The organism is Duganella sp. GW822-FHT06D06 (assembly GCF_058799615.1).
In genome coordinates, this window is the sequence record NZ_JBXALQ010000023.1 from 40663 (window position 1) to 65253 (window position 24591).

The following is a 24591-nucleotide window of genomic DNA, read 5'->3' on the forward strand; positions in this document are numbered from 1 at the left end:
CCCATGATGCAACGCGGCCGCGGGTTCACGCTGATCGAGCTGCTGGTGACGCTGGCCATCCTCGGCCTGCTCAGCGCGCTGGTGGTGCCGACCGCGCAAGTGGTGGTGCAGCGTCGCCAGGAGCAGGAGCTGCGCGAGGGGCTGCACCAGATCCGCGCCGCGCTGGACGCCTACAAGCTGGCCTACGACCAGGGCCGGGTCGCCAAGACGCTGGCTTCGACCGGCTATCCGAAGACGCTGGATTTGCTGGTGGAGGGCGTGCCGGATTTGCAGAACCCCAAGCACATCAAGATGTATTTCCTGCGCCGGGTGCCGCGCGATCCGTTCAATCCGGACGCCACGCTGAGCGAGTCGCAGACCTGGGGCAAGCGCAGCTACGCCAGCGATGCCGACCAGCCTAAGGAGGGCGAGGATGTCTACGACGTCTACAGCTTGAGCGACAAGACTGGCCTGAACGGCGTACCCTATAAAAAATGGTGAATATGAAGACCAAAGGATTCACGCTGATCGAGTTGCTGGTGGTGCTGGGCATCGTCGCGCTGATGCTGACGCTGGCCGTACCGCGCTACTTCCCCAGCATCGACAAGTCGAAGGAGGTCGTGCTGGCCGATAACCTGCGCAACGTGCGGCAGGTGCTGGACCAGTACTACGGCGACACCGGCCGCTATCCCGATTCGCTGGAACAGCTGGTGGACAAGAAGTACCTGCGCGCGATGCCGGTCGATCCGATCACCGACAGCGATACCACGTGGATCGTGGTGGCGCCGGAAGACACCGGCAAGGGCGGCGTCTACAACATCAAGAGCGGCGCCCCTGGAAACGACCGCAGCGGCAAACCCTACTCCGACTGGTGATGAGTGCGCGACGCCGGAGCCGCAGCGGCGGCTTTACCTATCTGAGCCTGATCATCCTGGTGGCGATCATCGGGCTGGTGACGGCGTCGGCGCTGAAGTTGGGCTCGGTGATACAACGGAGCCGGGCGGAGCAGGAATTGCTCGACATCGGCGCCGCCTTCAGCGACGCCCTGAAAAGCTACGCCGACGCAACGCCAGCCGGGCAACCGCCGCAGCCGCCGTCGCTGAAGGAATTGTTGAAGGATCCGCGCTTTCCCGGCACCCGCCGGCATCTGCGTAAATTGTTCGTCGACCCCATGACCGGCAAAGCGGAGTGGGGCATCGTCTACCTCGGCGACAAGGTTGGCGTGTTGGCGGTGTACAGCCTGTCCTCGGCCAAGCCTGTGAAGATAGGGAACTTTCCCGCGCGCTATTCTGGATTTGAAAGTAAGAACTATATCTCCGACTGGAAATTTGCGATGGCCTTGTCGGGGCCGGAGCCGACCTTGATGACCGGGCCGCCGCCGCAAATCTCGTCGAAGGTGGTAGAACCACGGCAAACCGCCAAGCCGCCGGCGCCGGTAGTACCTAATCCTCCTGCGCCGCCCGTGCCGCCCGCTGAAATGCCGCCCCCGGCGGAAGAGCCGCCGCTTCCCAAGGAGCTGGAAACGCCCGAACCGCCTCCGGTGCCGCAGGAATAGTGGTTCGACTCGGACGGTCGGCGGAGCAACTGTGTCAAGCGGACAACAGAATATTATTGCACCTGCACCGGAAGAATGATGATCTGTGCTGTGGAGGCAATAGAGGTGGTAAAAAGTTGCGTCGCTTGCATAAAGCAAGCACAAAATCTGTTGCGCCACAGCATAATTTTTACACTATGAAATAAGTTGCACAGAAGGAAATAAAAATAGAATATTTACAATGACAAACGGTGCTGTTATGCTATTATTTGTCCCGTAGCACTTCTACACTCCCATTAACACTAAAGTGGTTGGCGAAAGCGCAGCCACAATTCGTTTGATTAAGGAAAATCACATGAAATTGAAATCTTTCGTTGCTGGCGCGCTGCTGGCCGCCGCTTCGGTTAGCGCATTTGCTGGCGATCAAGGCATCGTTGTTATCGCTGACGGCAATTCGCACAACTTCGACGCAGTCGTAGGCGATGGCGTCCTGTCCGGCGGTCACGACCTGATCTCCCTGCTGGGCCTGGGCGCTGGCAAATACAACATCGGCCTGACCGTTTCCGGTCAGAAACTGAGCTTCGACGCTGTTACGTCTAACCTGAACGGCACCACCGGTTCGGCATTCGCTGCCGGCGGCCTGAAGTTCTTCGGCGTTGAAACCACCGGCTTTGGTCCATTCGTTCTGGATCTGGCTGGCACCGCTCAAGTTGGCGCAAGCTACACCGGCACCTACACCGTGACCGCCGTACCAGAACCAGAAACCTACGGCATGCTGCTGGGTGGCCTGGCTCTGATGGGTGTTGTTGCTCGTCGCAAAGCAAAAAAAGCAGCTTAAGTTTTAGCCGCTATTAAAAAACCCGCCTAGGCGGGTTTTTTTTGCTTTAGCGTGTCGTTCGCTTCACGTCGCGCAGGCGGAAGCCCATCGCAAACAGTGCGGCGAAGTACACCGCGCCGCACACGCCGATCAACAGCAGCAGCGCGCCGATCCGCAGCAGCGTCTGGTGTTGCATGCCCAGCCAGTCCACCTGCTGCCCGCCGAACCACGCGGCCGCTCCCATCAGCACGCACGCCACAGCCAGCTTGGCGCAAAACAGCGGCCAGCCCGGCTTGGGCGTGTAGATGCCGCGCTTGCGCAGCCCTGCATACAGGAAGCCGGCGTTGATGCAGGCGCCCAGGCCGATCGACAGCGCCAGGCCGGACACCTTCAGATACGGCACGAATATCCAGTTCATCAACTGCGTCGCGATCAGCACGCCGATGGCGATCCTGACCGGGGTGCGGATGTCCTGGCGCGCGTAGAACGCCGGCGCCAGCGTCTTGACCAGGATGATGCCCAGCAAGCCCGCGCTATAGGCGATCAGCGGGTAGGACGACTGCGTGGCCGCCTCGTCGGTGAATTTACCGTAGTGGAAGAGGGTGGCGATCAGCGGCTTGGCCAGCGCCGCCATGCCCACCGCCGCCGGCAGAGCCAGCAGGAAGGTCAGGCGCAGGCCCCAGTCCAGCAGATCGGAATATTCCTGGCTATCGTCGTCGGCCTTGGCCTTCGACAGGCTGGGCAGCAAAATCGTGCCCAGCGCCACGCCCAGCAGCGCCGTCGGGAACTCCATCAGGCGGTCGGCATAGGATAGCCAGGAAATGCTGCCCTCGGCCAGGCGCGAGGCGATGCTGGTGTTGATCATCAGGCTAATCTGCGCGGCCGAGACGGCGAACACGGCCGGTCCCATCTTCTTCAGCACGCGCCGCACGCCCGGATCGCCGAGGCCGGCGGCCGGATTCCACGACAGGCGCGGCAGCATGCCAATCTTGATCAGCGCCGGGATCTGTATCGCCACCTGCAGGATGCCGCCGACGAACACGGCGATCGCCATCGCATAGATCGGCTGCTCCAGGTGCGACTGCAGGAACAGCGAGGCGGCGATGAAGGACACATTCAGCAGCACCGGCGTGAAAGCCGGGATCTTGAACTCGCGCCAGGTGTTGAGCACGCCCCCGGCCATCGCCACGAAGGCCATGAAACTAATATAAGGGAACATCAGCCGCGTCATCCAGACGGCGGCGTCGAAGGCGCCCGGCTGCTTGTCCAGGCCGGTGGCGATGAGGTAAACAAACAACGGCGCGCCTATAATGCCGAGCGCGCTGACGAACAAGGTGGCCCACACCAGCGTGTTGGCCACATGGTCGGCCAGCGTCTTGCTGGCTTCCTGGCCGTGCTGGTTCTTGTACTCCGATAGTATCGGCACGAACGCTTGCGAGAAGGCGCCCTCGGCAAACAGGCGGCGCAGCAGGTTGGGAATGCGGAACGCGACGATGAAAGCGTCCGTGTAGGCGCCGGCGCCGAAGGCCCGGGCAAACAAGGTTTCACGCAATAATCCGGTTACGCGGGACAGCATGGTCATGCTGGAGATGGCGGCTAGAGTTTTAAGCAAGTTCATGGGCAGTGATTATAGTTGCTCCTGACAGAAAACATCGCTATAATCGCAGGCTGTACAGAATTCTGTTACGCAGACACTAATGTTTGGCAGGCAGTAGTTTGACTCACATGGTTCGGCAGACGCACTGAACGCACCTGTTTGGCAAACAATAATGTTTGCAAACGCACCTTTACCCTGTTTTAGGAAATTCCATGGCAAATACCGCACAAGCGCGCAAGCGCGCTCGTCAAGCAGTTAAGCAAAACGCACACAACTCGTCCCAGCGTTCGACCTTGCGCACCGCTATCAAAGCAGTTCGCAAAGCGATTCAAGGCGGCGACAAAGCTGCTGCGACGGCAATCTTCCAATCGTCCGTGTCGACCATCGACAGCATTGCGGACAAGAAGATCATCCACAAAAACAAGGCAGCTCGCCATAAGAGCCGTCTGGCAGCTGCCCTGAAGGCACTGTCCGCTTAATTCCCCTCGTGGGATTTAAAGCAAGAACCCGCCTGGCCGCTGGCCAGCGCGGGTTTTTTCGCGTGCGTGGACGTAAAAAAGCCGGCCCGAGGCCGGCTTGCTGGCGCTGCAGCGCTTACTTGGCTGGCATCGAAGCCGAGGCCGAGGCCGAAGCTTCTGCCGATGCTTTCTTGCCTTTGGATTTCTTGGCTTTTGGTGTGGATGCCGAGGCGGAGGCCGATGCCGATGCGGCAGGGGCCGATGCCATCGGGGCCGAAGCCGCGGCCGAAGCGGATGCCGAAGCCGATGGGGCGGCGGCAAACGCGGAGGCGGCAAACAGGGAGGCAACCAGGGCAGCGATGATCTTGGACATGATGAGTTCCTTTGGCAGTTGATAGAACTGGCTAAAAAAAACGAAGATTCGTATGAATCTATCTCATTAACGCCGCCCGAAAATTTCCAGTTGACACAAAAAAGCGTGAAAAGCGGAATTTTATTTGCTGCGACGCATCAATCTAACCGGCCAGGTCCTTGGCCGTCACCGCCATCCATTCGCCCGGCATCAGCGGGTGGGTCGCCAGCGAAATGGCGCCGATGGCGCTGCGCACCAGCCGCAAGGTCGGCAGGCCGACCGCCGCCGTCATGCGCCGCACTTGCCGGTTCTTGCCTTCCTGTAGCGTGATCGCCAGCCAGCTGGTTGGCTGCCCGGCCCGGCTGCGGATGGGCGGATTGCGCGGCCACAGCCACGCGGGCTCGGCGATTTGCACCGCCTTGCACGGCTTGGTGACGAAGTCGCCCAGGTCAAGCGGCGCTTGCAGCCTGGCCAGGCTGTCCGCGTCCGGCACGCCGTCGACCTGCACCAGGTAGATCTTCGCCTCCTTGTGGTCGGGATGGGCGATGGTGTGTTGCAGCTTGCCGTCGTCGGTCAGCAGCATCAAGCCTTCGCTGTCGGCGTCGAGGCGGCCGGCGGGGTAGATGTTGGGGATCTTCAGGTGGTCGGCCAGGGTGGCGCGGCCGTCCTGCGGCGAGAACTGGCACAGCACCTGGAAAGGTTTGTTAAATAGAATGAGGGACATACTTCTCTAAAGTTGATTTTGGTGTAGGCTTGACGGCCGGTGAAGGAAAACCGTGGCGCCCACTAAAATACTGGTGCATAATGTGAAACAGAGTCTTATGTCTTATAGAAGACCTAGGATAAATGTACTAAACCGGCAACGCCCATTTCGGAGATCACGATGTATCAGCATATCAAAGTACCTGCCGACGGCCAAAAAATCACCGTCAACGCCGATTTTTCCCTGAATGTACCAGATAACCCGATCATTCCCTACATCGAGGGCGACGGCACCGGCGTCGATATCAGCCCGGTCATGATCAAGGTGATCGACGCTGCGGTGGCCAAGTCCTACGGCGGCAAGCGCAAAATCAGCTGGATGGAAATTTTCGCCGGCGAAAAATCGACCACCGTGTACGGCCCCGACGTGTGGCTGCCGGAAGAAACCCTGACCGTGCTGAAGGACTACGTGGTCTCGATCAAGGGCCCGTTGACCACCCCGGTCGGCGGCGGCATCCGTTCGTTGAACGTGGCCCTGCGCCAGCAGCTGGACCTGTACGTCTGCCTGCGTCCGGTGCGCTACTTCACCGGCGTGCCCTCGCCGGTCAAAGAGCCGGAGAAGACCGACATGGTGATCTTCCGCGAGAACTCGGAAGACATCTACGCCGGTATCGAATACCAGCAGGGTTCGGAAGGCGCCAAGAAACTGATGGACTTCCTGATCAAGGAAATGGGCGTCACCAAGATCCGCTTCCCGGAAACCTCGGGCCTGGGCATCAAGCCGGTGTCGATCGAAGGCACGCAGCGCCTGGTGCGCAAGGCGATCCAGTACGCCATCGACAACGACAAGCCATCGGTGACCATCGTCCACAAGGGCAACATCATGAAGTACACCGAAGGTGGCTTCCGCGACTGGGCCTACGAACTGGCGCAAAAGGAATTCGGCGCCGAGCTGATCGACGGCGGCCCATGGTGCAAGTTCAAGAATCCAAGGACCGGCCGCGACATCGTCATCAAGGATTCGATCGCCGACGCCTTCCTGCAACAGATCCTGCTGCGTCCTATCGAGTACAGCGTGATCGCCACGCTGAACCTGAACGGCGACTACATTTCCGACGCGCTGGCGGCGCAAGTGGGCGGCATCGGCATCGCGCCGGGCGCCAACCTGTCGGACTCGGTGGCGATGTTCGAAGCCACCCACGGTACCGCGCCGAAGTACGCCGGCAAGGATTATGTGAACCCGGGTTCGCTGATCCTGTCCGCCGAAATGATGCTGCGCCACATGGGCTGGATCGAAGCGGCCGACCTGATCATCAAATCGATGGAGAAAGCTATCGATTCGAAGAAGGTCACCTACGACTTCGCCCGCCTGATGGAAGGCGCGACCCAGGTGTCGTGCTCCGGCTTCGGCGACGTGATGATCGACCAGATGTAAGCTGGCCACCGCACACATCGGCCCCGCTTCTGGAATGGAGCGGGGCTTTTTTTTGACAGGAATCCCACGATGACGCCGTCCGACGCGCCGCCGGCGCCCACCCTCTGGCAAGCCTTCCGCTTCTGGCTCAAGCTGGGCTGCATCAGCTTTGGCGGACCGGCGGGCCAGATCGCCATCATGCACCAGGAGCTGGTCGAGCGCCGGCGCTGGATTTCCGAGCGCCGCTTCCTGCACGCGCTGAACTACTGCATGCTGCTGCCCGGTCCCGAGGCGCAACAACTGGCCACCTACATCGGCTGGCTGCTGCATCGCACGCGTGGCGGCATCATCGCCGGCGCCTTGTTCGTGCTGCCGTCGCTGCTGTTGCTGGTGCTGTTGTCGTGGGTCTACATGGCGTTCGGCCAGCAGCCGCTGGTGGCCGGCCTGTTCTACGGCATCAAGCCGGCGGTGACGGCGATCGTGTTGCAGGCCGCGCACCGGATCGGCACGCGCGCCTTGCGCAACGGCTGGCTGTGGGGCATCGCCGGCGCCGCCTTCGTGGCGATCTTCGCCGTGCAGCTGCCGTTCCCGCTGATCGTCGCCGGCGCCGCGCTGGCCGGTTATGCCGGCGGCCGCTTTTTGCCGCAGGCGTTCAGGACCGGCGGCGGACATGGCGCCGCCAAGGCGTCGTATGGCCCCGCCGTGATCGATGACGCAACGCCGCCACCGCCGCACGCCCGGTTCCGCTGGAGTCGCCTGACGCTGGTGTGCGGCTGCGGCGCGCTGCTGTGGCTGGCGCCGATAACGTTGCTGGTGCTGACCGCCGGCTGGCAGCACAGCTACACCCAGATGGCCTGGTTCTTCACCAAGGCCGCCTTGCTGACCTTCGGCGGCGCCTACGCGGTGCTGCCGTATGTGTACCAGGGGGCGGTGGTCAACTTCGGTTGGCTGACGCCGCCGCAGATGATGGACGGCCTGGCGCTGGGCGAGACCACGCCGGGCCCGTTGATCATGGTGGTGGCGTTTGTCGGCTTTGTCGGCGGCTGGGGGCAGGCGCCGTTCGGCGCGGAACATGTCGCGCTGGCCGGCGCCATGGCGGCGGTGCTGGTGACGTGGTTCACCTTCCTGCCGTCGTTCGTGTTCATCCTGGCCGGCGGTCCGCTGGTCGAGGCCACGCGCGACGATATCAGCTTCACCGCGCCGCTGACCGGCATCACGGCGGCCGTGGTCGGCGTCATCCTCAACCTGGCGCTGTTCTTCGCATGGCACGTCATCTGGCCGGCCGGGTTCGACGCTTCGCCGGACTGGGCGGCGGCGTTGATCGCGCTGGGGGCGGCGCTGGCGCTGCTGCGCTACGGGCAAAAGGTGCCGCGTGTGATTGCTGTCTGCGCCGGGATAGGGTTGCTGCTCAAGCTGCTGGCGCCGGCACTCTGATTGACGGGCAACAGCTGCCCGTCAATACAGGCCAGGCTTAGCCGCCGCAGGCTTCTTCGCAGGCGTCGCGCTCGGCGTCGCATTCGGCGGCCGGCTGGTATTTCATGCAAGCCCGATATTCAACGACGCAGTAGTAGTTGCAGCTGGCCAGTACCGGTGCCGATGCGGCGCCGATGCCGATTGCGAACAAAAACAGTTTCAGTTTCTTATTCATATTGTGCTCCTCCAAGTGGCTGGACGTAGACAAGGCCTGCAACCGTGCCGTCCATATACACGGCCCCCAAAAACGGGTGGGGTCAGCGGTTGGCGGCCGGCTTCAACTGTGCGAGCGCGGCTTCGATGACGGGTAGTTTGTAGCCGGTGATGCGGCGGTTGCCGATCAGGATCACCGGCACGGCGGTTTCGCCGAAGCTGCGATAGTCCTGCTGGCCTTTGCCGGCCTCGTTGACGTCGATATCGGCGTAGGGGATGTGATGCTCGCCCAGGTAGGCGCGCACCTGCTGGCAGAAGGGGCAGCTCTTGGTGCCGTATAGCACCACCTTGGTGGCGGCGTCGGGATAGTAGGCCTTGAAGTCGCCTTCGACATAGGCCGGCGCCAGCCATTGCGGCACCTTGGAGGCCACCCGGCCCACACCCAGGCCCAGCGCGAGGATGGCGGCGTAGACCAGGACGGTTTTGATTTTCTTGACGTGCATGCTATTCATAGGACCCTTGGTAAGAGACGAACGGCGGCGGCACATGCCTGATAGGCATTATTACCTTAACGCATAAGATTATGCATTTTTCAATTTTGGCGATTCTATTGAATTGTCACAAGGGGAGGCGGGAGGCGCGGGTTGTCGGAGTTCTGCAACAGGCGCGCTGGGGTCGGGACGAAAAAAAACCCCGCGTCGCGAGGTTTTTCACATCTGTTGCTTAAAAAATTAAGCGGACTGGATGTTGGAAGCTTGCTTGCCTTTAGGGCCTTGCGTGACTTCGAATTGAACTTTTTGACCTTCTTTGAGGGTCTTGAAACCGTTCATGTTGATTGCGGAGAAGTGAGCGAACAAATCCTCGCCGCCGTCATCTGGAGTGATGAAGCCAAAACCTTTGGAATCATTGAACCACTTAACTGTACCTGTTGCCATAAAAAGAACTTTCAAAATTAAAACGGATCACACGAGCCATAAAAGCAAGAAGCTTCTTGCCCCCTCCTCACGCCTCACTTCTTATCACCTTGTACATTTCTGCACGCAGTCGATAACGCATTGTTAGCGGACCAAATTCTAAAGTCAAGCAGATTTGTATGCATTTTGCTACTTTTAAGCCAATTGGCGGAAAAGCAACTCTTGATTTTAGCGAATGGGGCGCCATCTGCGTCAAGTTCAGAAAACGCGTAAGATGGAAAACAATTGAATGTGTATAGTGAAATGCACATTGCATCAACCCCGAAAGCATTAGAATATAAGCGTATGGCAACCAAGCATGACACCGAAACCCTCTTGGAGCGGCAAACGCTGAAGCCGCCACCCCTGTACCAGGTGGCGCTGCTCAATGATGACTACACACCGATGGAGTTTGTGGTCGCCATCATCCAGGAGTATTTCAACAAAGACCGTGAAACGGCCACGCAGATAATGCTCAGTGTTCATCGCTACGGCAAAGGAGTGTGCGGCGTGTTCTCAAAAGATATAGCCTGTACCAAAGTGGAGTTCGTTTTAACGCATGCGCGCAAGGCGGGGCACCCCCTGCAATGCGTGATGGAGGAAGTATGATTGCGCAGGAATTAGAAGTAAGTTTGCACATGGCGTTTGTCGAAGCTCGGCAGGCACGGCACGAATTCATCACGGTGGAGCACTTGCTGCTGGCCTTGCTTGACAATCCTTCGGCTGCCGAAGTGTTGCGTGCTTGCGCCGTCAACATCGAAGACCTGCGTAAAACGCTGACCAACTTCATCGGCGACAACACGCCGACCGTGCCCGGCACGGGCGAAGTCGACACCCAGCCTACGCTCGGTTTCCAGCGGGTGATCCAGCGCGCCATCATGCACGTGCAGTCCGCCTCCAACGGCAAGAAGGAAGTCACCGGCGCCAACGTGCTGGTGGCCATCTTCGGCGAGAAGGACTCGCACGCGGTCTACTACCTGCATCAGCAGGGCGTGACCCGCCTGGACGTGGTCAACTTCATTTCGCACGGCGTGCGCAAGGACCAGCAGACCGATGCCGCCAAGGCCTCGGAAGGCGTGGAAGAGGGCGCACCGGGCGGCGAAGGCCAGACCAAGGAAAGCCCGCTCGACCAGTTCACGCAAAACCTGAACAAGGCCGCCGCCGAAGGCAAGATCGATCCGCTGATCGGCCGCGAGGACGAAGTGGATCGCGTGATCCAGATCCTGTGCCGCCGCCGCAAGAACAATCCGCTGCTGGTGGGCGAAGCCGGCGTCGGCAAGACCGCCATCGCCGAAGGCCTGGCCTACCGCATCACCCAGAACGACGTGCCGGAAATCCTGTCGAGTGCCGTCGTGTATTCGCTGGACATGGGCGCGCTGCTGGCCGGCACCAAGTACCGCGGCGATTTCGAGCAGCGCCTGAAGGCCGTCCTCAAGCAGTTGAAGGACAATCCGAACGGCATCCTGTTCATCGACGAGATCCATACCATCATCGGCGCCGGTTCGGCCTCGGGCGGCACCCTGGACGCGTCCAACCTGCTCAAGCCGGCCCTGGCCAACGGCCAGCTGAAGTGCATCGGTGCGACCACCTACACCGAGTTCCGCGGCGTGTTTGAAAAAGACCACGCGCTGAGCCGCCGCTTCCAGAAAGTGGACGTCAACGAGCCTACCGTCGAACAGACCGTGCAGATCCTGCGCGGCCTGAAGTCGCGCTTCGAGGAACACCACGGCGTCAAGTACTCGTCGTCGGCGCTGTCGACCGCGGCGGAACTGGCGGCCCGCTTCATCAACGACCGCCACCTGCCGGACAAGGCCATCGACGTCATCGACGAAGCCGGTGCGGCCCAGCGCATCCTGCCGAAATCGAAGCAGAAGAAAACCATCGGCAAGACCGAGATCGAGGACATCATCGCCAAGATCGCGCGCATCCCGCCGCAGACCGTCAACCAGGACGACCGCAGCAAGCTGCAGACCATCGACCGCGACCTGCGCAACGTGGTGTTCGGCCAGGACCCGGCGATCGAAGCGCTGGCATCGGCGATCAAGATGGCGCGCGCCGGCCTGGGCAAGACCGACAAGCCGATCGGCTCCTTCCTGTTCTCCGGTCCTACCGGCGTCGGCAAGACCGAGGTGGCGAAGCAGCTGGCCTTCATCCTGGGCATCGAGCTGATTCGTTTCGACATGTCCGAGTATATGGAGCGTCACGCCGTGTCGCGCCTGATCGGCGCGCCGCCGGGCTACGTTGGTTTCGACCAGGGCGGCCTGCTGACCGAGGCCATCACCAAGAAACCGCACGCGGTGCTGCTGCTGGACGAGATTGAAAAAGCCCATCCGGACATTTTCAACATCCTGCTGCAGGTGATGGACCACGGCACGCTGACCGACAACAACGGACGCAAGGCCGACTTCCGCAACGTGATCATCATCATGACCACCAACGCGGGCGCCGAGAGCTTGCAGAAAACTTCGATCGGCTTCACCAATTCCAAGCAGGCAGGCGACGAGATGGCCGACATCAAGCGCATGTTCACGCCGGAGTTCCGCAACCGTATCGACGCCACCATCAGCTTCCGCGCGCTGGACGAGGACATCATTCTGCGCGTGGTCGACAAGTTCCTGATGCAACTGGAAGAGCAGCTGCACGAGAAGAAAGTCGAATCTATCTTCAGCGAGAAACTGCGCAAGTTCCTGGCGAAGAAAGGTTTCGATCCGCTGATGGGCGCACGTCCGATGGCGCGCTTGATCCAGGACATGATCCGCAAGGCGCTGGCCGACGAGCTGCTGTTCGGCCGCCTGGTCACCGGTGGCCGCGTGACGGTCGACCTGGACGAGAAAGACCAGGTCAAGCTGGAGTTCCCGGAACCGCCGGACGCCGCACCGACGACACCACCGGAAACCGTCGAAGTCGAATAAGCCTTTCAGGCCTCATAAAGGACCCGCCCACGCAAGTGGAGCGGGTTTTTTTCTTTTAGACCTAAAGCTGTGCCAGAATTGTCGTTCCATTTGACAAACATTGAAACTGTCCCATGATCCTGCCACGTCCTCTCGCCCTGATGTTCCTGTCCGCCGGCCTGCTGTCCGGCACCGCCTCCGCCGCCGACGCCTACTACCGATACCCCGCCATCCGTGGCGACGTCGTGGTCTTCACCGCCGAGGGCGACCTGTGGAAGACCGGTGTCCACGGCGGCGCCGCACAGCGCCTGACCACCCACCCGGGCGCCGAAACCAACGCCGCCATCTCGCACGACGGCAAATGGATCGCCTTCTCGGCCTCCTACGAAGGCGGGCAGGAAGCCTACGTGATGCCGGTGACGGGCGGCCTGCCCAAGCGCATCACCTTTGAAAACAGCGCGGTGAATGTGCTGGGCTGGAGCGCGCAGGGCGAGGTGCTGGTCACCACGCTCGATAGCAAAGGCCCGTCGCGCAACAACGTCATCGCCGCCGTCAAGCCGGGCGACCTGCAACGCCGCGTGTTCGCCGTGGCCGACGCCAACGACGCCGTGCTCGACGACGCCGGCAAGACGCTGTACTTCACCCGCAACGGTCTGGCGCTGACCAACGACAACGTCAAGCGCTATCGCGGCGGCGCGCACGCCCAGCTGTGGCGCTACGACTTGAGTGGCGCCTCGGAAGCCGCGCCGTTGCTGGCCACCGACGCCGGCAACAACAAGCGCCCCATGTGGTGGCAGGGCCGCGTCTACTTCATCAGCGACCGTGGCGGCTCCGACAACCTGTGGTCGATGGCGGCCGACGGCGGCGATCCGCGCCAGCTGACCAGGCACACCGACTGGGACGTGCGCAACGCCGCGCTGGGCGACGGCCGCATCGTCTACCAACTGGGCGCCGACCTGCACGTGCTGGACCTGGCCGCGGCCAGGGATGAACAGTTGGCGATCGGCCTGGTCTCCGACTTCGACCAGCAGCGCGCGCGCCAGATCCGCTCGCCGCTGGAGAACCTGACCAACGTGCAAATCTCCGGCAAGGACGAACGCCTGGTGCTGACCGCGCGCGGCCGCGTCAGCGTGGCCGGCACCGGTTCGCAGCGGCGCGTCGAGATCGCGGTGCCGGAAGGTGCGCGCGCCCGCGAGGCGGTGTTCAGCCACGACGACAAATGGGTCTACGCCATCGTCGACAGCACCGGCGAAAACGAAATCTGGAAATTCGCCGCCGACGGTTCCGGCAAGGGCGAGCAGCTGACCAAGGATGGCAACAACCACCGCTGGCAGCTGTACCCGTCGCCGGACGGCCGCTGGCTGGCCCACACCGACAAGAAGGGCCGCCTGTGGATGCTGGACCTGGCCAGCAAAACCAACACCGTCATCGACGACGGCAGCAAGGTCGGCTCGGACCGGCATGACGAAATCCTGTGGTCCGGCGACAGCAAGAACCTGGTGCTGGTGCGCGCCGCCAGCACCGAGCAGCGCAACCAGATCGGCCTGTACAACCTCGAGTCGAAGCAGCTGGCCTTCGTCACCGGCGACCGCTACAACTCGCGCTCGCCGGTGTTTTCGCCGGACGGCAAATGGCTGTACTTCCTCTCGGCCCGCAACTTCCAGCTGGCGAATGGCTCGCCTTGGGGCGACCGCAATATGGGACCGGTGTTCGACAAGCGCACCGGCGTGTACGCGCTGGCGCTCCAGCCGGGCAACCGCTTCCCCTTCAAGCCGGACGATGAGCTGAACAAGCCGGCCGACAAGCCGGCCGAAGGCGCGGCCGAGAAGGCCGTCGAGCAGGCCGCCGAGAAGGCGGTGGAAAAAGCCGTGGCCAAGGCCGTGCCGGAGAAAAAATCCGGCAAGGCGTTGCCGGCCATCGTCTACGCCGGCCTGGCGGACCGCCTGTTCGAAGTGCCGCTGGCGGCCGGTAACTACCGCAACCTGCAAATCGACGACAAGCGCCTGTACTTCCTCGACGCCGACGGCAGCGACGGCAAGGCCAACCTGAAAACGCTGGCGATCGCCGCCAACGGCCCGCAGCCGGAAGTCTTCGCCAGCGGCGTGCGCGAATACGACCTGGCCTTCGACAAGAAGCACCTGTACTACCGCGGCTTCGTCGCCAGCGGTCCGGGCGACATGCTGGTGGTGGAGGCGGGCGCCAAGGCGCCGACGGACGTCTCCAAGGCCAAGGTCAAGGTGGACGACTGGACCTTCACCTCCAATCCGCGCCTTGAGTGGACGCAGATGTTCAACGACGCCTGGCGCATGCACCGCGACTTCCTGTACGACGCCAAGATGCGCGGCGTGAACTGGACCGGCGTGCGCGCCAAGTACGCGCCGCTGGTCGAGCGCGTGACCGACCGCGCGGAGCTGAACGACGTGCTGGCCATGATGGTCAGCGAGGTCGGCGCGCTGCACTCGCAGATCGCGCCGGGCGAGTTGCGCCGTCCAGCGCCGGAGGGTTCGCCGGCCGGCCTGGGCGCGCTGCTCACGCGCGCCGCCGACGGCTACCGCGTCGACCACATCTACCGCAGCGAACCGGAGCTGCCGTCCGAACGCGGCCCGCTGCTGCAACCGGACGTGGACGTGAAGGAGGGCGACGTCATCACCGCCGTCAACGGCAAGCCGGTGCTGGAGGCGCGCGACATCGCCGACCTGCTGCTGAACCAGGCGGACAAGCAGATGCTGCTGCAAGTGAAGCGCAAGGAGGGGGGCATGCGTTCGGTGATCGTCACGCCGGTCAACATGATGAAGCAGGCAGGTCTGCGCTACGGCGACTGGGAACAGAGCCGCGCGCGCCAGGTGGAGGCCGCATCCAAGGGCCGCATCGGCTACCTGCACCTGCGCGCCATGGGCCCGCGCGACATCGCCTCGTTCGCGCGCGATTTCTACGCCAACGTCAACCGCGAAGGATTGATCATCGACGTGCGCCGCAACAACGGCGGCAACATCGACAGCTGGGTGATCGAGAAGCTGCTGCGCAAGGCCTGGGCCTTCTGGTCGTCGCCGGGCGCGCTGCCCGCGCCGAATATGCAGAACACCTTCCGCGGCCACCTGGTGGTGCTGGTGGACGAATACACCTACTCGGACGGCGAGACCTTCGCGGCCGGCGTCAAGGCGCTGGGACTGGCGCCGCTGGTCGGCAAGCGCACGGCGGGCGCCGGCGTCTGGCTCAGCGATAACAACCGCCTGAGCGACAACGGCATGGCGCGCGTGGCCGAAAACGGCCAGTTCAACACGGCCGACGGCCAGTGGCTGATCGAAGGCGTGGGCGTGTCGCCGGATGTGGAAGTGGACAACCCGCCGCACGCCACGTATCAAGGCCAGGACCGCCAGCTGGAAGTGGCGCTGGACCTGCTGGACAAGAAGCTGAAGGCGCAGCCGATCAAGGCCTATCAGCCGCAAGCCATCCCCGCGCTTAAATAAGGAGAGACAATGAAGCAGAAGTTATCCGCAGCGTTATCCGCAGCCGTTGCCGCAGCCTTGCTGACGATGAGCCACGGCGCGCTGGCGCTGCCCAGCACCAGCGACACCCGCATGCTGACCGAGCCGGCATTGTCGGCGCAGCACCTGGCCTTCATCTACGCGGGCGACGTCTGGCTTGCGAACCGCGACGGCTCGTCGCCGCGCCGCCTGACGTCCGATCCGGGCGAGAAATCGAACCCGGTGTTTTCGCCGGACGGCAAATCGATCGCCTACAGCGCCCAGGTCGACGGCAATACCGATGTCTACCTGCTGCCGGTTGAAGGCGGCGTGCCGAAGCGACTGACCTACCATCCCGGCGCGGACGTGGCGCAAGGCTTCACGCCGGACGGCAAGGCGGTGATGTTCACGTCGCCGCGCGCGGCGTTCAACAACCGCTATCGCAAGCTGTTCACGGTGCCGGTTGCCGGCGGCGTGGAGACCGAGTTGGAAGTGCCGAACGCCGCGCGCGCGGGCTGGTCGCCGGACGGCAAGCAGATCGCCTACAACCCGTTCTCGCCGGCCTTCATGCAGTGGAAGCACTATCGCGGCGGCACCAACTCCATCCTGTGGCTGTTCAACCGCGCCGATAAATCGGTGCAGCGGATCCCGCAGCCGGCCACGCACTCGAACGATGTCGATCCGGTGTGGATAGGCGACACCGTCTACTTCCGCTCCGACCGCGACGGCGAATTCAATCTGTACGCCTACGACGTCAAGACCAAGGCGGTGCGCGCATTGACCCGGCATACCGACTTCCCGGTGCTGAACATCGCGGCCAACGGCGGCGGTATCGTCTACGAACAGGCCGGCTATCTGCATGCGCTGGACCTGGCCAGCGGACAGTCGCGCAAGCTGACCATCGGCGTCAACAGCGACCTGGGCGCGTCGCGCCCGCGCTGGGTCAGCGGCGCCAAGTACATCCGCAATGCGTCGATCTCGCCGTCCGGCGCGCGCGTGGCGTATGAGTTCCGCGGCGAGATCGTCACCATCCCGGCCGACAAGGGCGATGTGCGCAACCTGACGCAAACGCCTGCCGCGCATGAACGTTCGCCGGCGTGGTCGCCTGACGGCCGCTCCGTCGCCTACTTCTCCGACGAATCGGGCGAATACGCGCTGCACATCCGCGCGCAGGACGGCAAGGGCGAAGCGCGCAAATTCAAGCTCACCGGCGCCGGCTTCTACGACAACCCGGTCTGGTCGCCCGACAGCAAAAAGATCGCCTACACCGACAACGCGTGGACGCTGTATGTGCTGGACATCGCCTCGGGTACGACCAGGAAGATCGCCAGCGAACCGCTGTATGGCGTGAACAAGACGCTGCGCGCCGCGTGGGCGCCGGATTCGCGCTGGATCGCCTACGCGCTCAATTCGATGACCTACACCCGCAGCGCCTACATCTATTCGCTGGAGCAGAACAAATCATGGCCGGTGACGGATGGCTTGTCCGACGTCGTCGATCCGGTATTCGACAAGAGCGGCAAGTATCTGTACTCCTTCGCCTCGACCAACGCCGGGCCTAGCAACAACTGGTTCTCGCAGCAGAACGAAGACAACCGCGTGACCCGCACCGTCTGGATGGCGGTGCTGCGGCGCGACCTGCCGTCGCCGCTGATCAAGGAGAGCGACGAGGAGAAGAGCGCGGCGGCCTCCGCACCGGCCACCGCCAAGGACACGGCCAAGCCGGAGCCGGCCAAGGTCGACCCGAAAACCGGCCGCGACGATCCGAAAGTGACGGTCGCACCGGTGGCGCCGATCTCGATCGACTTCGACGGCATCGAAACCCGCATCGTCGACCTGCCCATCCCTGCCGCCGCGCTGTCCGAACTGGGAACCGGCGAAGCAGGGCAGATCTTCTTCCTGCGCGAGAACGACGGCAAGAAAGCCATCCAGCGCTTCGACCTGAAAGACCGCAAGGCCGAAACCCTGCTGGCCGAAGCCGACGAATTTGAGGTTTCTGCCGACGGCAAGAAGATCCTGTACCGTGCCAAGGAAGCCTGGGCCATGGGCAGCGCCACCGCCAAGACGCTGACGCCGGGCGAGGGCAAGGTCAAGGTCGAAGCGATCGAGGTGCACGCCGAACCGCGCGCGGAGTGGACGCAGATCTTCAACGAAGCCTGGCGCATCAACCGCGACTTCTTCTACGACCCCGGCATGCACGGCGCCGACTGGAACAAGATGCGCGCCAAGTACGCGCAGTTCCTGCCCGAGCTGTCCAGCCGAGGCGACCTGAATCGCCTGATCCAGTGGCTGTGCAGCGAGATCGGCGTAGGGCACCATCGCGGTGGCGGAGGCGACTTCTTCACCGACGCCAAGGCGGTGCCGGGCGGCCTGCTGGGCGCGGACTACGAGGTCAGCGACGGCCACTATCGCTTCAGGAAAGTCTACGGCGGCTTGAACTGGAACCCGGCGTTGCGCGCGCCGCTCACCGAGCCTGGCCTGAACGTCAAGGCCGGCGAATACCTGCTGGCGGTGGAGGGCCGTCCGCTGCTGGCGCCGACGAACCTGTACAGCGCCTTCGAGAACACCGCCAACAAGGCCATCGACATCACCGTCGGCCCGAACGCGGACGGCAGCAAATCGCGCACCATCACCGTGGTGCCGGTAGCGACCGAGGACGCCTTGCGCAACCGCGACTGGATCGAAGGGAATATCCGCAAGGTGAACGCGGCCACCGGCGGCAAGGTCGCGTATGTGTACGTGCCGAACACCGCGACCCTGGGCCACACCTACTTCAAGCGCTACTTCTTCCCGCAGGCCGACAAGGACGCCGTCATCATCGACGAACGCTTCAACGGCGGCGGCAGCGTGGCCGACTACTACCTGGAGATTTTGCAGAAGAAGGAAATCGCCTGGTGGACCATGCGCTACGGCGCCGACATGAAAACCCCGTCGGCCTCGATCCAGGGGCCGCGCGCGATGCTGATCGACGAAACGGCCGGCTCGGGCGGCGACCTGCTGCCGTGGATGTTCCGCAAAAACCAAATGGGACCGTTGATCGGCAAGCGGACCTGGGGCGGCCTGGTGGGCGTGCTCGGTTTCCCGACGTTGATGGACGGCGGCGGCATCACCGCGCCCAACCTGGCCTTCTGGACCCGCGATGGCGGCTGGAGCGTGGAAAACGAAGGCGTCGCGCCGGATATCGAAATCGACCAGAATCCGGCCGACGTCATCGCCGGCCGCGACCCTCAGCTGGAAAAGGCGATTGAGGTCATCAAGGCCGAACTGGCGAAGAATCCGCCGGCGCGGCCGCTGCGCCCGGCCTTCCCGATCAAGGCCAAGTAAGGCGAAGTGTTCGGAAGTGAACAGCGATAACGTTCACTTCCGAACATCGGCCGCCCGAAGGCGGCCGCAGAAGCGCCTGAACCACCGTGGCATGGATGTTGCAAACGCTATGGGTTTTCCAACCACGGATTTTCAATCACATGAAGCTAAGAGATTTTCGCATCGGCTGGCGCGCGCTGGTACAGGAGCCGGCCTACACGCTGGCGGTGGTGCTGGGGCTGGGCATCGGCCTGGCCGCGTGCCTGCTGCTGCTTGGCTTTGTGCGCTACTCGATGGAGTACGACGCCCATTTCCCGGATGTGGACAGGGTCTATGTCGTCAAACAGCATTTCAACGTCGACCCGGCTTCGCCCCTGCATGAAGTGGCGCCGATGTTCCTGCTCGAACCCGCGCTGAAGACGCCAGGCGTGGCCGGCGCCGTGCTCTACATCCCGGCACGGCCGGAGATCACGCCGCTGACGGTACGGATCAATCGCAACATCTTTGCGGTGCGCGGCTTGACCGTCATGCCAGGTTTTACCGAGATGCTTGGACTGCGCGCGGTGCAGGGCAACCTGGCCGATGCGCTGGATAAACCTGATCGCTTTGTCGTCACCGAGGCCGGCGCGCTGCGGCTGTTCGGTACCACCAACGCGGTGGGCCGCACGATGCTGGCGGAAGGGAACACGGTGCAGGTAGGCGCCGTGGTGCCGACACCGCCGGCCAATACGACGATACCGTTCGAACTGCTTTTCGGCGTCAACTCGCTGGTGGCGGGACCGGATATCCGGCATGAGATGATGACCGGCGAGCATGGCTGGATGGGCAAGATGCTGATACGCGTGCAGCCCGGCGCCTCGCCGCCGGCCATCATCGACAGCCTGCAGAAGGTGGTGGACACCGCGCCGAGCATGCAGAACTTCCCGCCGGAGACGCGCGCCCGCCTTGGCAAACGCAAGGCGATCGAGCTCACCATGTCGCCGCTGCGCGATGCCTACTTCGACTACAAGATGCAGAACAGTTTCGTGTCGGCTCCCGGCGACCGCGCCAACCCTGTGCTGGTCGCCGGCCTGGCGGGGCTTGCGCTGCTGATCCTGGTCATGGCCGCGATCAACTACGTCAACCTGAGCATGGTGCGCGTGCTGCGCCGCCAGCGCGAAGTAGCGATGCGCAAAGTGCTGGGCGCGGGCGTGGGGCAGCTGATGCTGTTGTTCCTGCTCGAATCGCTGCTGGTGGCGATCACCGCCACCGCGCTTGGCCTGATGCTGGCGTGGCTGGCGCTGCCGGTCTTCTCGCAGCTGGTCAATCGCCAGCTGGAAGGCTTGTTCTCATTGCAGAATATCGTCGCCGCGTTTGGCCTGGGCGGCGTGCTGGGCGTGCTGACGGCGATCTACCCGGCCTGGGTCGCGCTGCGCGTGCATCCGACGCAGGTGCTGGCCGGCCGGCCCGACACGGAGTCCCGCGCCAGCATGCAATGGCGGCGCGCGCTGACGGTGCTGCAGGTGTCGGTCGCGATGGGTTTTGCCAGCGTGACGATCGCGGTGGTGTGGCAAACCTACTATGCGATACACGCCTCGCCGGGCTTCGACCCGACGCCGCTCGTCATCGTCGATATGCCTGAGCGGGTCAAGGACAGCGAGAAGGCGCGGCGCTTCTATTCGACCCTGGCGGCGCAGCCGGGCGTGGCCGGCGTGGCGATATCGGAAGATCCGGTGGGCCGGCTCGACTGGTTATGGACCCGTGAGCTGAAGCGTCCCGGCGGCCAGGGGGCGACCATGGAGATGAAATCGGTCAGCGCGAATTTCTTCGAGCTTTACGGCATAGCGCCGCTTGCCGGCCGGCTGTTCCAGGCTGCGGTGGACAAGGAGGACGACCGGGTGCCGGTGGTGCTGAATGCGGTAGCAGTGCGCGAGCTGGGATTCGCCAATGTCGAAGCGGCGATAGGCGAGACCGTGTTGTTCACTGGTTTCGACAACAAGGTGATCTCCAAGCGCATCGTCGGCATCGCTCCTGATTTGCGGTTCCATTCGCTGCGCGACAAACCGATCGCGACCGCCTACGAGCTGTGGACGGCGGGGACGGTGTTGAGCGTGCGCGCGTCGAGCGATCCGGCGGCCGTCGAGCGCAGCGTGCAGGCGTTGTGGCCCAGCTTCTTCCCGGATGCGATCCCCAAGATCGTCCGCGCCAGCGATGTACTGGCTGCCAATTACGCCGACGATGAACGCCTGGCCAAGTTGATGTCGGTCGCCACCGGCATCGCGTTGGCGATCGCCGCCTTCGGCACCTATGTGCTGTCGGCGAACACGGTGCAGCGGCGGGCCAGGGAGATCGTCATGCGCAAGCTGCACGGCGCGCGCGGCGCCGACATCGGCCTGCTGGTGGTGCGGGAGATCGGCGTGCTGGTGCTGGCGGCGGCGGTGATCGCCTTGCCGGTGGCGGTGATCGCGATCCGCCGCTACCTGTCGGGCTATGTCGAACACGCGCCGATCGGCTATTGGACCTTGCTGTTCGCGCTGTCGCTAACGCTGGTCATCGCCCTCATCGCCATCGCCCGCCACACCTGGATCGCCATGCGCATGGTGCCGGCCGAGGCGTTGCGAACGTAATCACAACGGGGTCAAGTCTGACATTCGGACACGAACTCAACCGTAGCGGTCGCAAGGGCTGAGCTCGTGTCCGAATGTCAGACTTGACCCCGTTTTTGAATGTCAGACTTGACCCCGTTTTTAGGGTTGAGCTCGTGTCCGAATGTCAGACTTGACCCCGTTTTTTGACCCCGTTTTTAGAGGCTGGTCAGGCTTTTGAATTGGGCGGCACGGCGGCGGGAGACTTCTACTTCGAGGTCGTCGCGCAGCAGCAGATCGAGGCCGCCGGCGTCGTTGGGCGTGACCTGGTCGACGTAGTCCAGGTTGACGATGTGGCGGCGGCTGGCGCGGAAAAAGCGTTGTGGGTCCAGCCGCTCTTCCAGCTGGTTCAGGGAACGCAGCATCAGCGGCTTGTGGTCGTCGAAATAGACGCGGGTGTAATTGCCGTCCGATTCGAATAGCCGCACATCCTGCAAGCCGACAAACCAGCAACGCTCGCCGTCCTTGATGAACAGTTTTTTGGCTGCCGTCGGCGCCACGGCCGGTACACCCGCCGCGGCATACGCCAGCGCGCGGCTGTGGCGCAATGAACAGCGCTGCAGGGCCGCCGCCATGCGCGCCGCCTGGATCGGCTTTTGCAGATAGTCCAGCGCGTTGACTTCGAACGCCTGCAACGCGTATTGGTCGAACGCCGTGGTGAAGATCACCTCCGGCGCTTCCTCCAGCGCGGCCAGCATATCGAAGCCGCTGCCGCCGGGCATCTGCACGTCGAGGAACACCAGATCCGGCTTGAGCGCGGTGATCTGCTGGATGCCGTCGGCCGCGTTGACGGCCTCGCCGACGATCTCCACTTCGGGGTGCGCCGCCAGCAGACGGCGCAGCTCTGCGCGCGCCAGGCGTTCGTCGTCGATCAGCAATGCGCGCATCAGGCGGCCTCCGGTAAAGTCATCGTGGCGCGTACCCAGCCGCTGTTTTCAGTCAGGTCCAGGCTGGCGTTGGCGCCCAGCGCCAGCGCCAAACGCTTGCGGGTGTTGACCAGGCCAACCTTGGTGGAATTTGCGAACGGCAGAATCGCGCCCAGGTTGGCGATCTCGATATGGATCTTGCCGTCGTCCAGGCGCCGCGCCTGGATGCGGATCTCGCTGCCGGTGGGGCTGGTCTCGACGCCGTACTTGACGGCGTTTTCCACCAGCGTCTGCAAGGCCATCGGCGGTATGCGAACCTGCTCCAGCCCCAGTCCGATTTCCACGCTGACCAGCATGCGTTCTTCGAAGCGGATTTTTTCAATCGCCAGGTAGGCTTGCACGGCTTCGATTTCCGCCGCCAGCGGCACCGTGTCGTGCTGGCCCGATTGCAGCGCGTAGCGCATCACGCTGGCCAACTGGTCGATCATCTGCGCGGCGGAGTCCGGGTCTTCGTAAATCAGGGCGCGTACGCTGTTCATGCTGTTGAAGAAAAAATGCGGATTGACTTGCGCCTGCAAGGCGCGCAGCTCGGCGTCCTTGGCGCTGATCTCCAGCCGCAGCGCCTCCTGCTCGAAGCGGTTGGCGCGGCGCAGCGACAGCACCGCCATGTAGAAGATGTTCCACACCAGATAAACGCCCCACCAGAACATCAGCGCGCCAGGCACCCAGTACGCGTTGCGCACTTCGCCGAACGGTTTGATGACCAGGTAGCCGACCGTCTGCACGCCGGTATGGATGACGCCCAGCACCAGGATGGCGACCATCATGATCTTCCAGCTGACCCGCACGCCGTTGCGGATCTGGCGCTTGAGCAGCCGGTGCCAGGTGTCCGAAATGACCAGCCCGGCCGCCACGCCCCAGAACGAGATGGCCAGCATGCGCGCAGTGTGGCGGTCGCCCGGGGTCATGGCGATCAGCAGCAGCGGCAGGAACAGCCAGCCCGCCAGCTGGAACAGCCAGTACCAGTTCAGGCGCGCGAGCAGTGGACGGTCGTTGGTCATGATGGGTTTACTTCAAAAAGTTATCGATGCGATCATACATCCAAGCCGGATCGTCGTACATGATGAAGTGGCGGGCGTTGTCGGCCAGCTCCACTTTGACGTTGGGCAGCAGCTGGTATTGGGTCTTGTACAACTGCTCGAACATCGGCTTGGTGCCGTAGTCCTTGTAGGCGATCCATGCGCCCAGCACCAGCGTCGGCGCCTTGATGCGGCTCACTTCAGGACGCAGATCCTCGCTCATCATCTCGGTCATGGCATTGACGACCGTGGCGTGGTCGGACAGCTTGCCCCAACCAGTGGCGCGGTCGATGTCTTCCTGTTTGGTGATCATGCTGCGCAGTGTTCTCAGCTGGTTGGCGCGGTAGGATTCGGCATCCATGGACTCCATGCGGGCGCGCATGCCGGCGGCCATCTCCCTCATCTGGGCGCTGGTAATGCTGGGCATCTGGATGGCTGCCAGCGCCGGCAGCGTGTCGACGATTACCAGGCGGCCCACCTGGTCGGGATGGTCCGCGGCCAGCTTCAGACCGAGGAAGCCGCCCAGGCTATGGCCGATGACGATGGGGTGGTCGAATTTGTTGGCGGCGATGTAGTCGCTCAGTTGCTGCTCCACGGCCGGCAGCAGTGGGCCTTCGATGGCGGGCACGCCGGCGAATCCGGCCAGCGTGACGACGTGGCACTGGCGGCTGCCGCAGTAGTGGGCGACGGTGCCGTTCCATACCTCGCCGGACGAGGCCAGGCCCGGTATCAGGATCACGGGCTCGCCCTTGCCGGTCACTTCGACCTTGAAGGCTGGATGTGCGGCGGCCGCGGTGGCGCCGGCGGCGCCGGCCGGTGCGGCGGCGTAAGCCAGCGCCAGGCCGGCGACAATGGTGGCGATGCGTTGGATGAGCGAGCGTGGCATGGTGACCTCCTTGGTTGTGACGTGTGTCGAATCAGTGAGGCCATGC

21 protein-coding genes are annotated in these 24591 nt (G+C 63.1%); 13 read left to right on the plus strand and 8 right to left on the minus strand.

Annotated elements, in window-relative coordinates:
• Positions 1-3 precede the first annotated feature (3 nt).
• The 4 genes from AC1RMD_RS28350 to AC1RMD_RS28365 all read left to right on the plus strand — a co-directional run bounded on the left by AC1RMD_RS28350 (position 4) and on the right by AC1RMD_RS28365 (position 2351).
• Positions 4-480, plus strand: a complete 477-nt coding sequence (locus AC1RMD_RS28350) for a type II secretion system protein (RefSeq protein ID WP_492931702.1) — start codon at positions 4-6, stop codon at positions 478-480.
• Positions 474-854 (plus strand): type II secretion system protein, encoded by a 381-nt coding sequence (locus AC1RMD_RS28355; RefSeq protein ID WP_492931704.1) that lies wholly within the window; start codon positions 474-476, stop codon positions 852-854. The genes AC1RMD_RS28350 and AC1RMD_RS28355 overlap by 7 nt, the downstream gene beginning before the upstream one ends.
• Positions 854-1534 (plus strand): type II secretion system protein, encoded by a 681-nt coding sequence (locus AC1RMD_RS28360; RefSeq protein WP_492931706.1) that lies wholly within the window; start codon positions 854-856, stop codon positions 1532-1534. Before AC1RMD_RS28355 ends, AC1RMD_RS28360 begins: the two co-directional genes overlap by 1 nt.
• Positions 1535-1868: 334 nt before the next feature.
• A complete protein-coding gene (locus AC1RMD_RS28365) occupies positions 1869-2351 on the plus strand; it encodes an FxDxF family PEP-CTERM protein (RefSeq protein ID WP_492931708.1) in 483 nt (160 codons plus the stop codon).
• Positions 2352-2397: 46 nt separating this feature from the next.
• Here the strand turns inward: AC1RMD_RS28365 and murJ are convergent, their stop codons facing one another.
• Positions 2398-3948 (minus strand): murein biosynthesis integral membrane protein MurJ, encoded by a 1551-nt coding sequence (murJ, locus tag AC1RMD_RS28370; protein ID WP_492931710.1) that lies wholly within the window; start codon positions 3946-3948, stop codon positions 2398-2400.
• Positions 3949-4139: 191 nt separating this feature from the next.
• Between murJ and rpsT the strand changes: the two genes are divergently transcribed.
• Positions 4140-4406, plus strand: coding sequence for a 30S ribosomal protein S20 (rpsT, locus tag AC1RMD_RS28375; RefSeq protein ID WP_008446456.1), 267 nt, complete (start codon positions 4140-4142; stop codon positions 4404-4406).
• A 119-nt stretch (positions 4407-4525) separates the two neighbouring features.
• Positions 4526-4780, plus strand: a complete 255-nt coding sequence (locus AC1RMD_RS28380) for a hypothetical protein (RefSeq protein ID WP_492931712.1) — start codon at positions 4526-4528, stop codon at positions 4778-4780.
• Between the two features lie 120 nt (positions 4781-4900).
• On the opposite strand, the gene AC1RMD_RS28385 is transcribed toward AC1RMD_RS28380, so the two are convergent.
• Positions 4901-5461 (minus strand): pseudouridine synthase, encoded by a 561-nt coding sequence (locus AC1RMD_RS28385; RefSeq protein WP_492931714.1) that lies wholly within the window; start codon positions 5459-5461, stop codon positions 4901-4903.
• A 159-nt stretch (positions 5462-5620) separates the two neighbouring features.
• Between AC1RMD_RS28385 and icd the strand changes: the two genes are divergently transcribed.
• Positions 5621-6874 carry an NADP-dependent isocitrate dehydrogenase gene (gene icd, locus AC1RMD_RS28390; RefSeq protein ID WP_492931716.1) on the plus strand — a complete coding sequence of 418 codons (1254 nt, stop codon included), beginning with the start codon at positions 5621-5623 and terminating at the stop codon, positions 6872-6874.
• Between the two features lie 69 nt (positions 6875-6943).
• Positions 6944-8287, plus strand: a complete 1344-nt coding sequence (gene chrA / locus AC1RMD_RS28395; protein ID WP_492931718.1) for a chromate efflux transporter — start codon at positions 6944-6946, stop codon at positions 8285-8287.
• A gap of 37 nt (positions 8288-8324) precedes the next feature.
• Here chrA and AC1RMD_RS28400 read toward each other — a convergent pair whose 3' ends face one another.
• The 3 genes from AC1RMD_RS28400 to cspE form a co-directional block, all read right to left on the minus strand.
• Positions 8325-8501, minus strand: coding sequence for a hypothetical protein (locus tag AC1RMD_RS28400; RefSeq protein ID WP_492931720.1), 177 nt, complete (start codon positions 8499-8501; stop codon positions 8325-8327).
• A gap of 82 nt (positions 8502-8583) precedes the next feature.
• On the minus strand, positions 8584-8991 hold the full coding sequence (locus tag AC1RMD_RS28405; protein WP_492931722.1) for a glutaredoxin family protein: 408 nt from the start codon (positions 8989-8991) through the stop codon (positions 8584-8586).
• A 219-nt stretch (positions 8992-9210) separates the two neighbouring features.
• On the minus strand, positions 9211-9414 hold the full coding sequence (cspE, locus tag AC1RMD_RS28410; RefSeq protein ID WP_008446468.1) for a transcription antiterminator/RNA stability regulator CspE: 204 nt from the start codon (positions 9412-9414) through the stop codon (positions 9211-9213).
• A 324-nt stretch (positions 9415-9738) separates the two neighbouring features.
• Between cspE and clpS the strand changes: the two genes are divergently transcribed.
• The 5 genes from clpS to AC1RMD_RS28435 all read left to right on the plus strand — a co-directional run bounded on the left by clpS (position 9739) and on the right by AC1RMD_RS28435 (position 21696).
• Positions 9739-10041 (plus strand): ATP-dependent Clp protease adapter ClpS, encoded by a 303-nt coding sequence (clpS, locus tag AC1RMD_RS28415; RefSeq protein WP_008446470.1) that lies wholly within the window; start codon positions 9739-9741, stop codon positions 10039-10041.
• Positions 10038-12344, plus strand: a complete 2307-nt coding sequence (clpA, locus tag AC1RMD_RS28420) for an ATP-dependent Clp protease ATP-binding subunit ClpA (protein WP_492931724.1) — start codon at positions 10038-10040, stop codon at positions 12342-12344. The genes clpS and clpA overlap by 4 nt, the downstream gene beginning before the upstream one ends.
• Positions 12345-12457: 113 nt before the next feature.
• Positions 12458-15790, plus strand: coding sequence for a S41 family peptidase (locus AC1RMD_RS28425; RefSeq protein WP_492931726.1), 3333 nt, complete (start codon positions 12458-12460; stop codon positions 15788-15790).
• A 9-nt stretch (positions 15791-15799) separates the two neighbouring features.
• Positions 15800-19111 (plus strand): S41 family peptidase, encoded by a 3312-nt coding sequence (locus AC1RMD_RS28430; protein WP_492931728.1) that lies wholly within the window; start codon positions 15800-15802, stop codon positions 19109-19111.
• A gap of 140 nt (positions 19112-19251) precedes the next feature.
• Positions 19252-21696, plus strand: a complete 2445-nt coding sequence (locus tag AC1RMD_RS28435) for an ABC transporter permease (RefSeq protein ID WP_492931730.1) — start codon at positions 19252-19254, stop codon at positions 21694-21696.
• A gap of 176 nt (positions 21697-21872) precedes the next feature.
• Here the strand turns inward: AC1RMD_RS28435 and AC1RMD_RS28440 are convergent, their stop codons facing one another.
• From AC1RMD_RS28440 to AC1RMD_RS28450, 3 genes are read right to left on the minus strand one after another with little or no spacing between them, the layout of a single operon-like run.
• Complete coding sequence (locus AC1RMD_RS28440; protein WP_492931732.1) at positions 21873-22601, minus strand: LytR/AlgR family response regulator transcription factor; 729 nt, start codon at positions 22599-22601, stop codon at positions 21873-21875.
• Positions 22601-23641: a sensor histidine kinase gene (locus tag AC1RMD_RS28445; protein WP_492931734.1), complete on the minus strand. Its 1041-nt coding sequence runs from the start codon at positions 23639-23641 to the stop codon at positions 22601-22603. Before AC1RMD_RS28445 ends, AC1RMD_RS28440 begins: the two co-directional genes overlap by 1 nt.
• A gap of 7 nt (positions 23642-23648) precedes the next feature.
• Entirely contained in the window at positions 23649-24545 is an 897-nt protein-coding gene (locus tag AC1RMD_RS28450) for an alpha/beta fold hydrolase (protein WP_492931736.1), read from the minus strand.
• Between the last annotated feature and the right edge of the window lie 46 nt (positions 24546-24591).

What these genes read in the sequence shown, in the direction of transcription:
- AC1RMD_RS28350 (WP_492931702.1), top strand. Translation starts at nt 4, where the DNA reads ATGATGCAACGCGGCCGCGGGTTCACGCTGATCGAGCTGCTGGTGACG.
- AC1RMD_RS28355 (WP_492931704.1), top strand. Translation starts at nt 474, where the DNA reads ATGGTGAATATGAAGACCAAAGGATTCACGCTGATCGAGTTGCTGGTG.
- AC1RMD_RS28360 (WP_492931706.1), top strand. Translation starts at nt 854, where the DNA reads ATGAGTGCGCGACGCCGGAGCCGCAGCGGCGGCTTTACCTATCTGAGC.
- AC1RMD_RS28365 (WP_492931708.1), top strand. Translation starts at nt 1,869, where the DNA reads ATGAAATTGAAATCTTTCGTTGCTGGCGCGCTGCTGGCCGCCGCTTCG.
- murJ (WP_492931710.1), bottom strand. Translation starts at nt 3,948, where the DNA reads ATGAACTTGCTTAAAACTCTAGCCGCCATCTCCAGCATGACCATGCTG.
- rpsT (WP_008446456.1), top strand. Translation starts at nt 4,140, where the DNA reads ATGGCAAATACCGCACAAGCGCGCAAGCGCGCTCGTCAAGCAGTTAAG.
- AC1RMD_RS28385 (WP_492931714.1), bottom strand. Translation starts at nt 5,461, where the DNA reads ATGTCCCTCATTCTATTTAACAAACCTTTCCAGGTGCTGTGCCAGTTC.
- icd (WP_492931716.1), top strand. Translation starts at nt 5,621, where the DNA reads ATGTATCAGCATATCAAAGTACCTGCCGACGGCCAAAAAATCACCGTC.
- chrA (WP_492931718.1), top strand. Translation starts at nt 6,944, where the DNA reads ATGACGCCGTCCGACGCGCCGCCGGCGCCCACCCTCTGGCAAGCCTTC.
- AC1RMD_RS28400 (WP_492931720.1), bottom strand. Translation starts at nt 8,501, where the DNA reads ATGAATAAGAAACTGAAACTGTTTTTGTTCGCAATCGGCATCGGCGCC.
- AC1RMD_RS28405 (WP_492931722.1), bottom strand. Translation starts at nt 8,991, where the DNA reads ATGAATAGCATGCACGTCAAGAAAATCAAAACCGTCCTGGTCTACGCC.
- cspE (WP_008446468.1), bottom strand. Translation starts at nt 9,414, where the DNA reads ATGGCAACAGGTACAGTTAAGTGGTTCAATGATTCCAAAGGTTTTGGC.
- clpS (WP_008446470.1), top strand. Translation starts at nt 9,739, where the DNA reads ATGGCAACCAAGCATGACACCGAAACCCTCTTGGAGCGGCAAACGCTG.
- clpA (WP_492931724.1), top strand. Translation starts at nt 10,038, where the DNA reads ATGATTGCGCAGGAATTAGAAGTAAGTTTGCACATGGCGTTTGTCGAA.
- AC1RMD_RS28425 (WP_492931726.1), top strand. Translation starts at nt 12,458, where the DNA reads ATGATCCTGCCACGTCCTCTCGCCCTGATGTTCCTGTCCGCCGGCCTG.
- AC1RMD_RS28430 (WP_492931728.1), top strand. Translation starts at nt 15,800, where the DNA reads ATGAAGCAGAAGTTATCCGCAGCGTTATCCGCAGCCGTTGCCGCAGCC.
- AC1RMD_RS28435 (WP_492931730.1), top strand. Translation starts at nt 19,252, where the DNA reads ATGAAGCTAAGAGATTTTCGCATCGGCTGGCGCGCGCTGGTACAGGAG.
- AC1RMD_RS28440 (WP_492931732.1), bottom strand. Translation starts at nt 22,601, where the DNA reads ATGCGCGCATTGCTGATCGACGACGAACGCCTGGCGCGCGCAGAGCTG.
- AC1RMD_RS28445 (WP_492931734.1), bottom strand. Translation starts at nt 23,641, where the DNA reads ATGACCAACGACCGTCCACTGCTCGCGCGCCTGAACTGGTACTGGCTG.
- AC1RMD_RS28450 (WP_492931736.1), bottom strand. Translation starts at nt 24,545, where the DNA reads ATGCCACGCTCGCTCATCCAACGCATCGCCACCATTGTCGCCGGCCTG.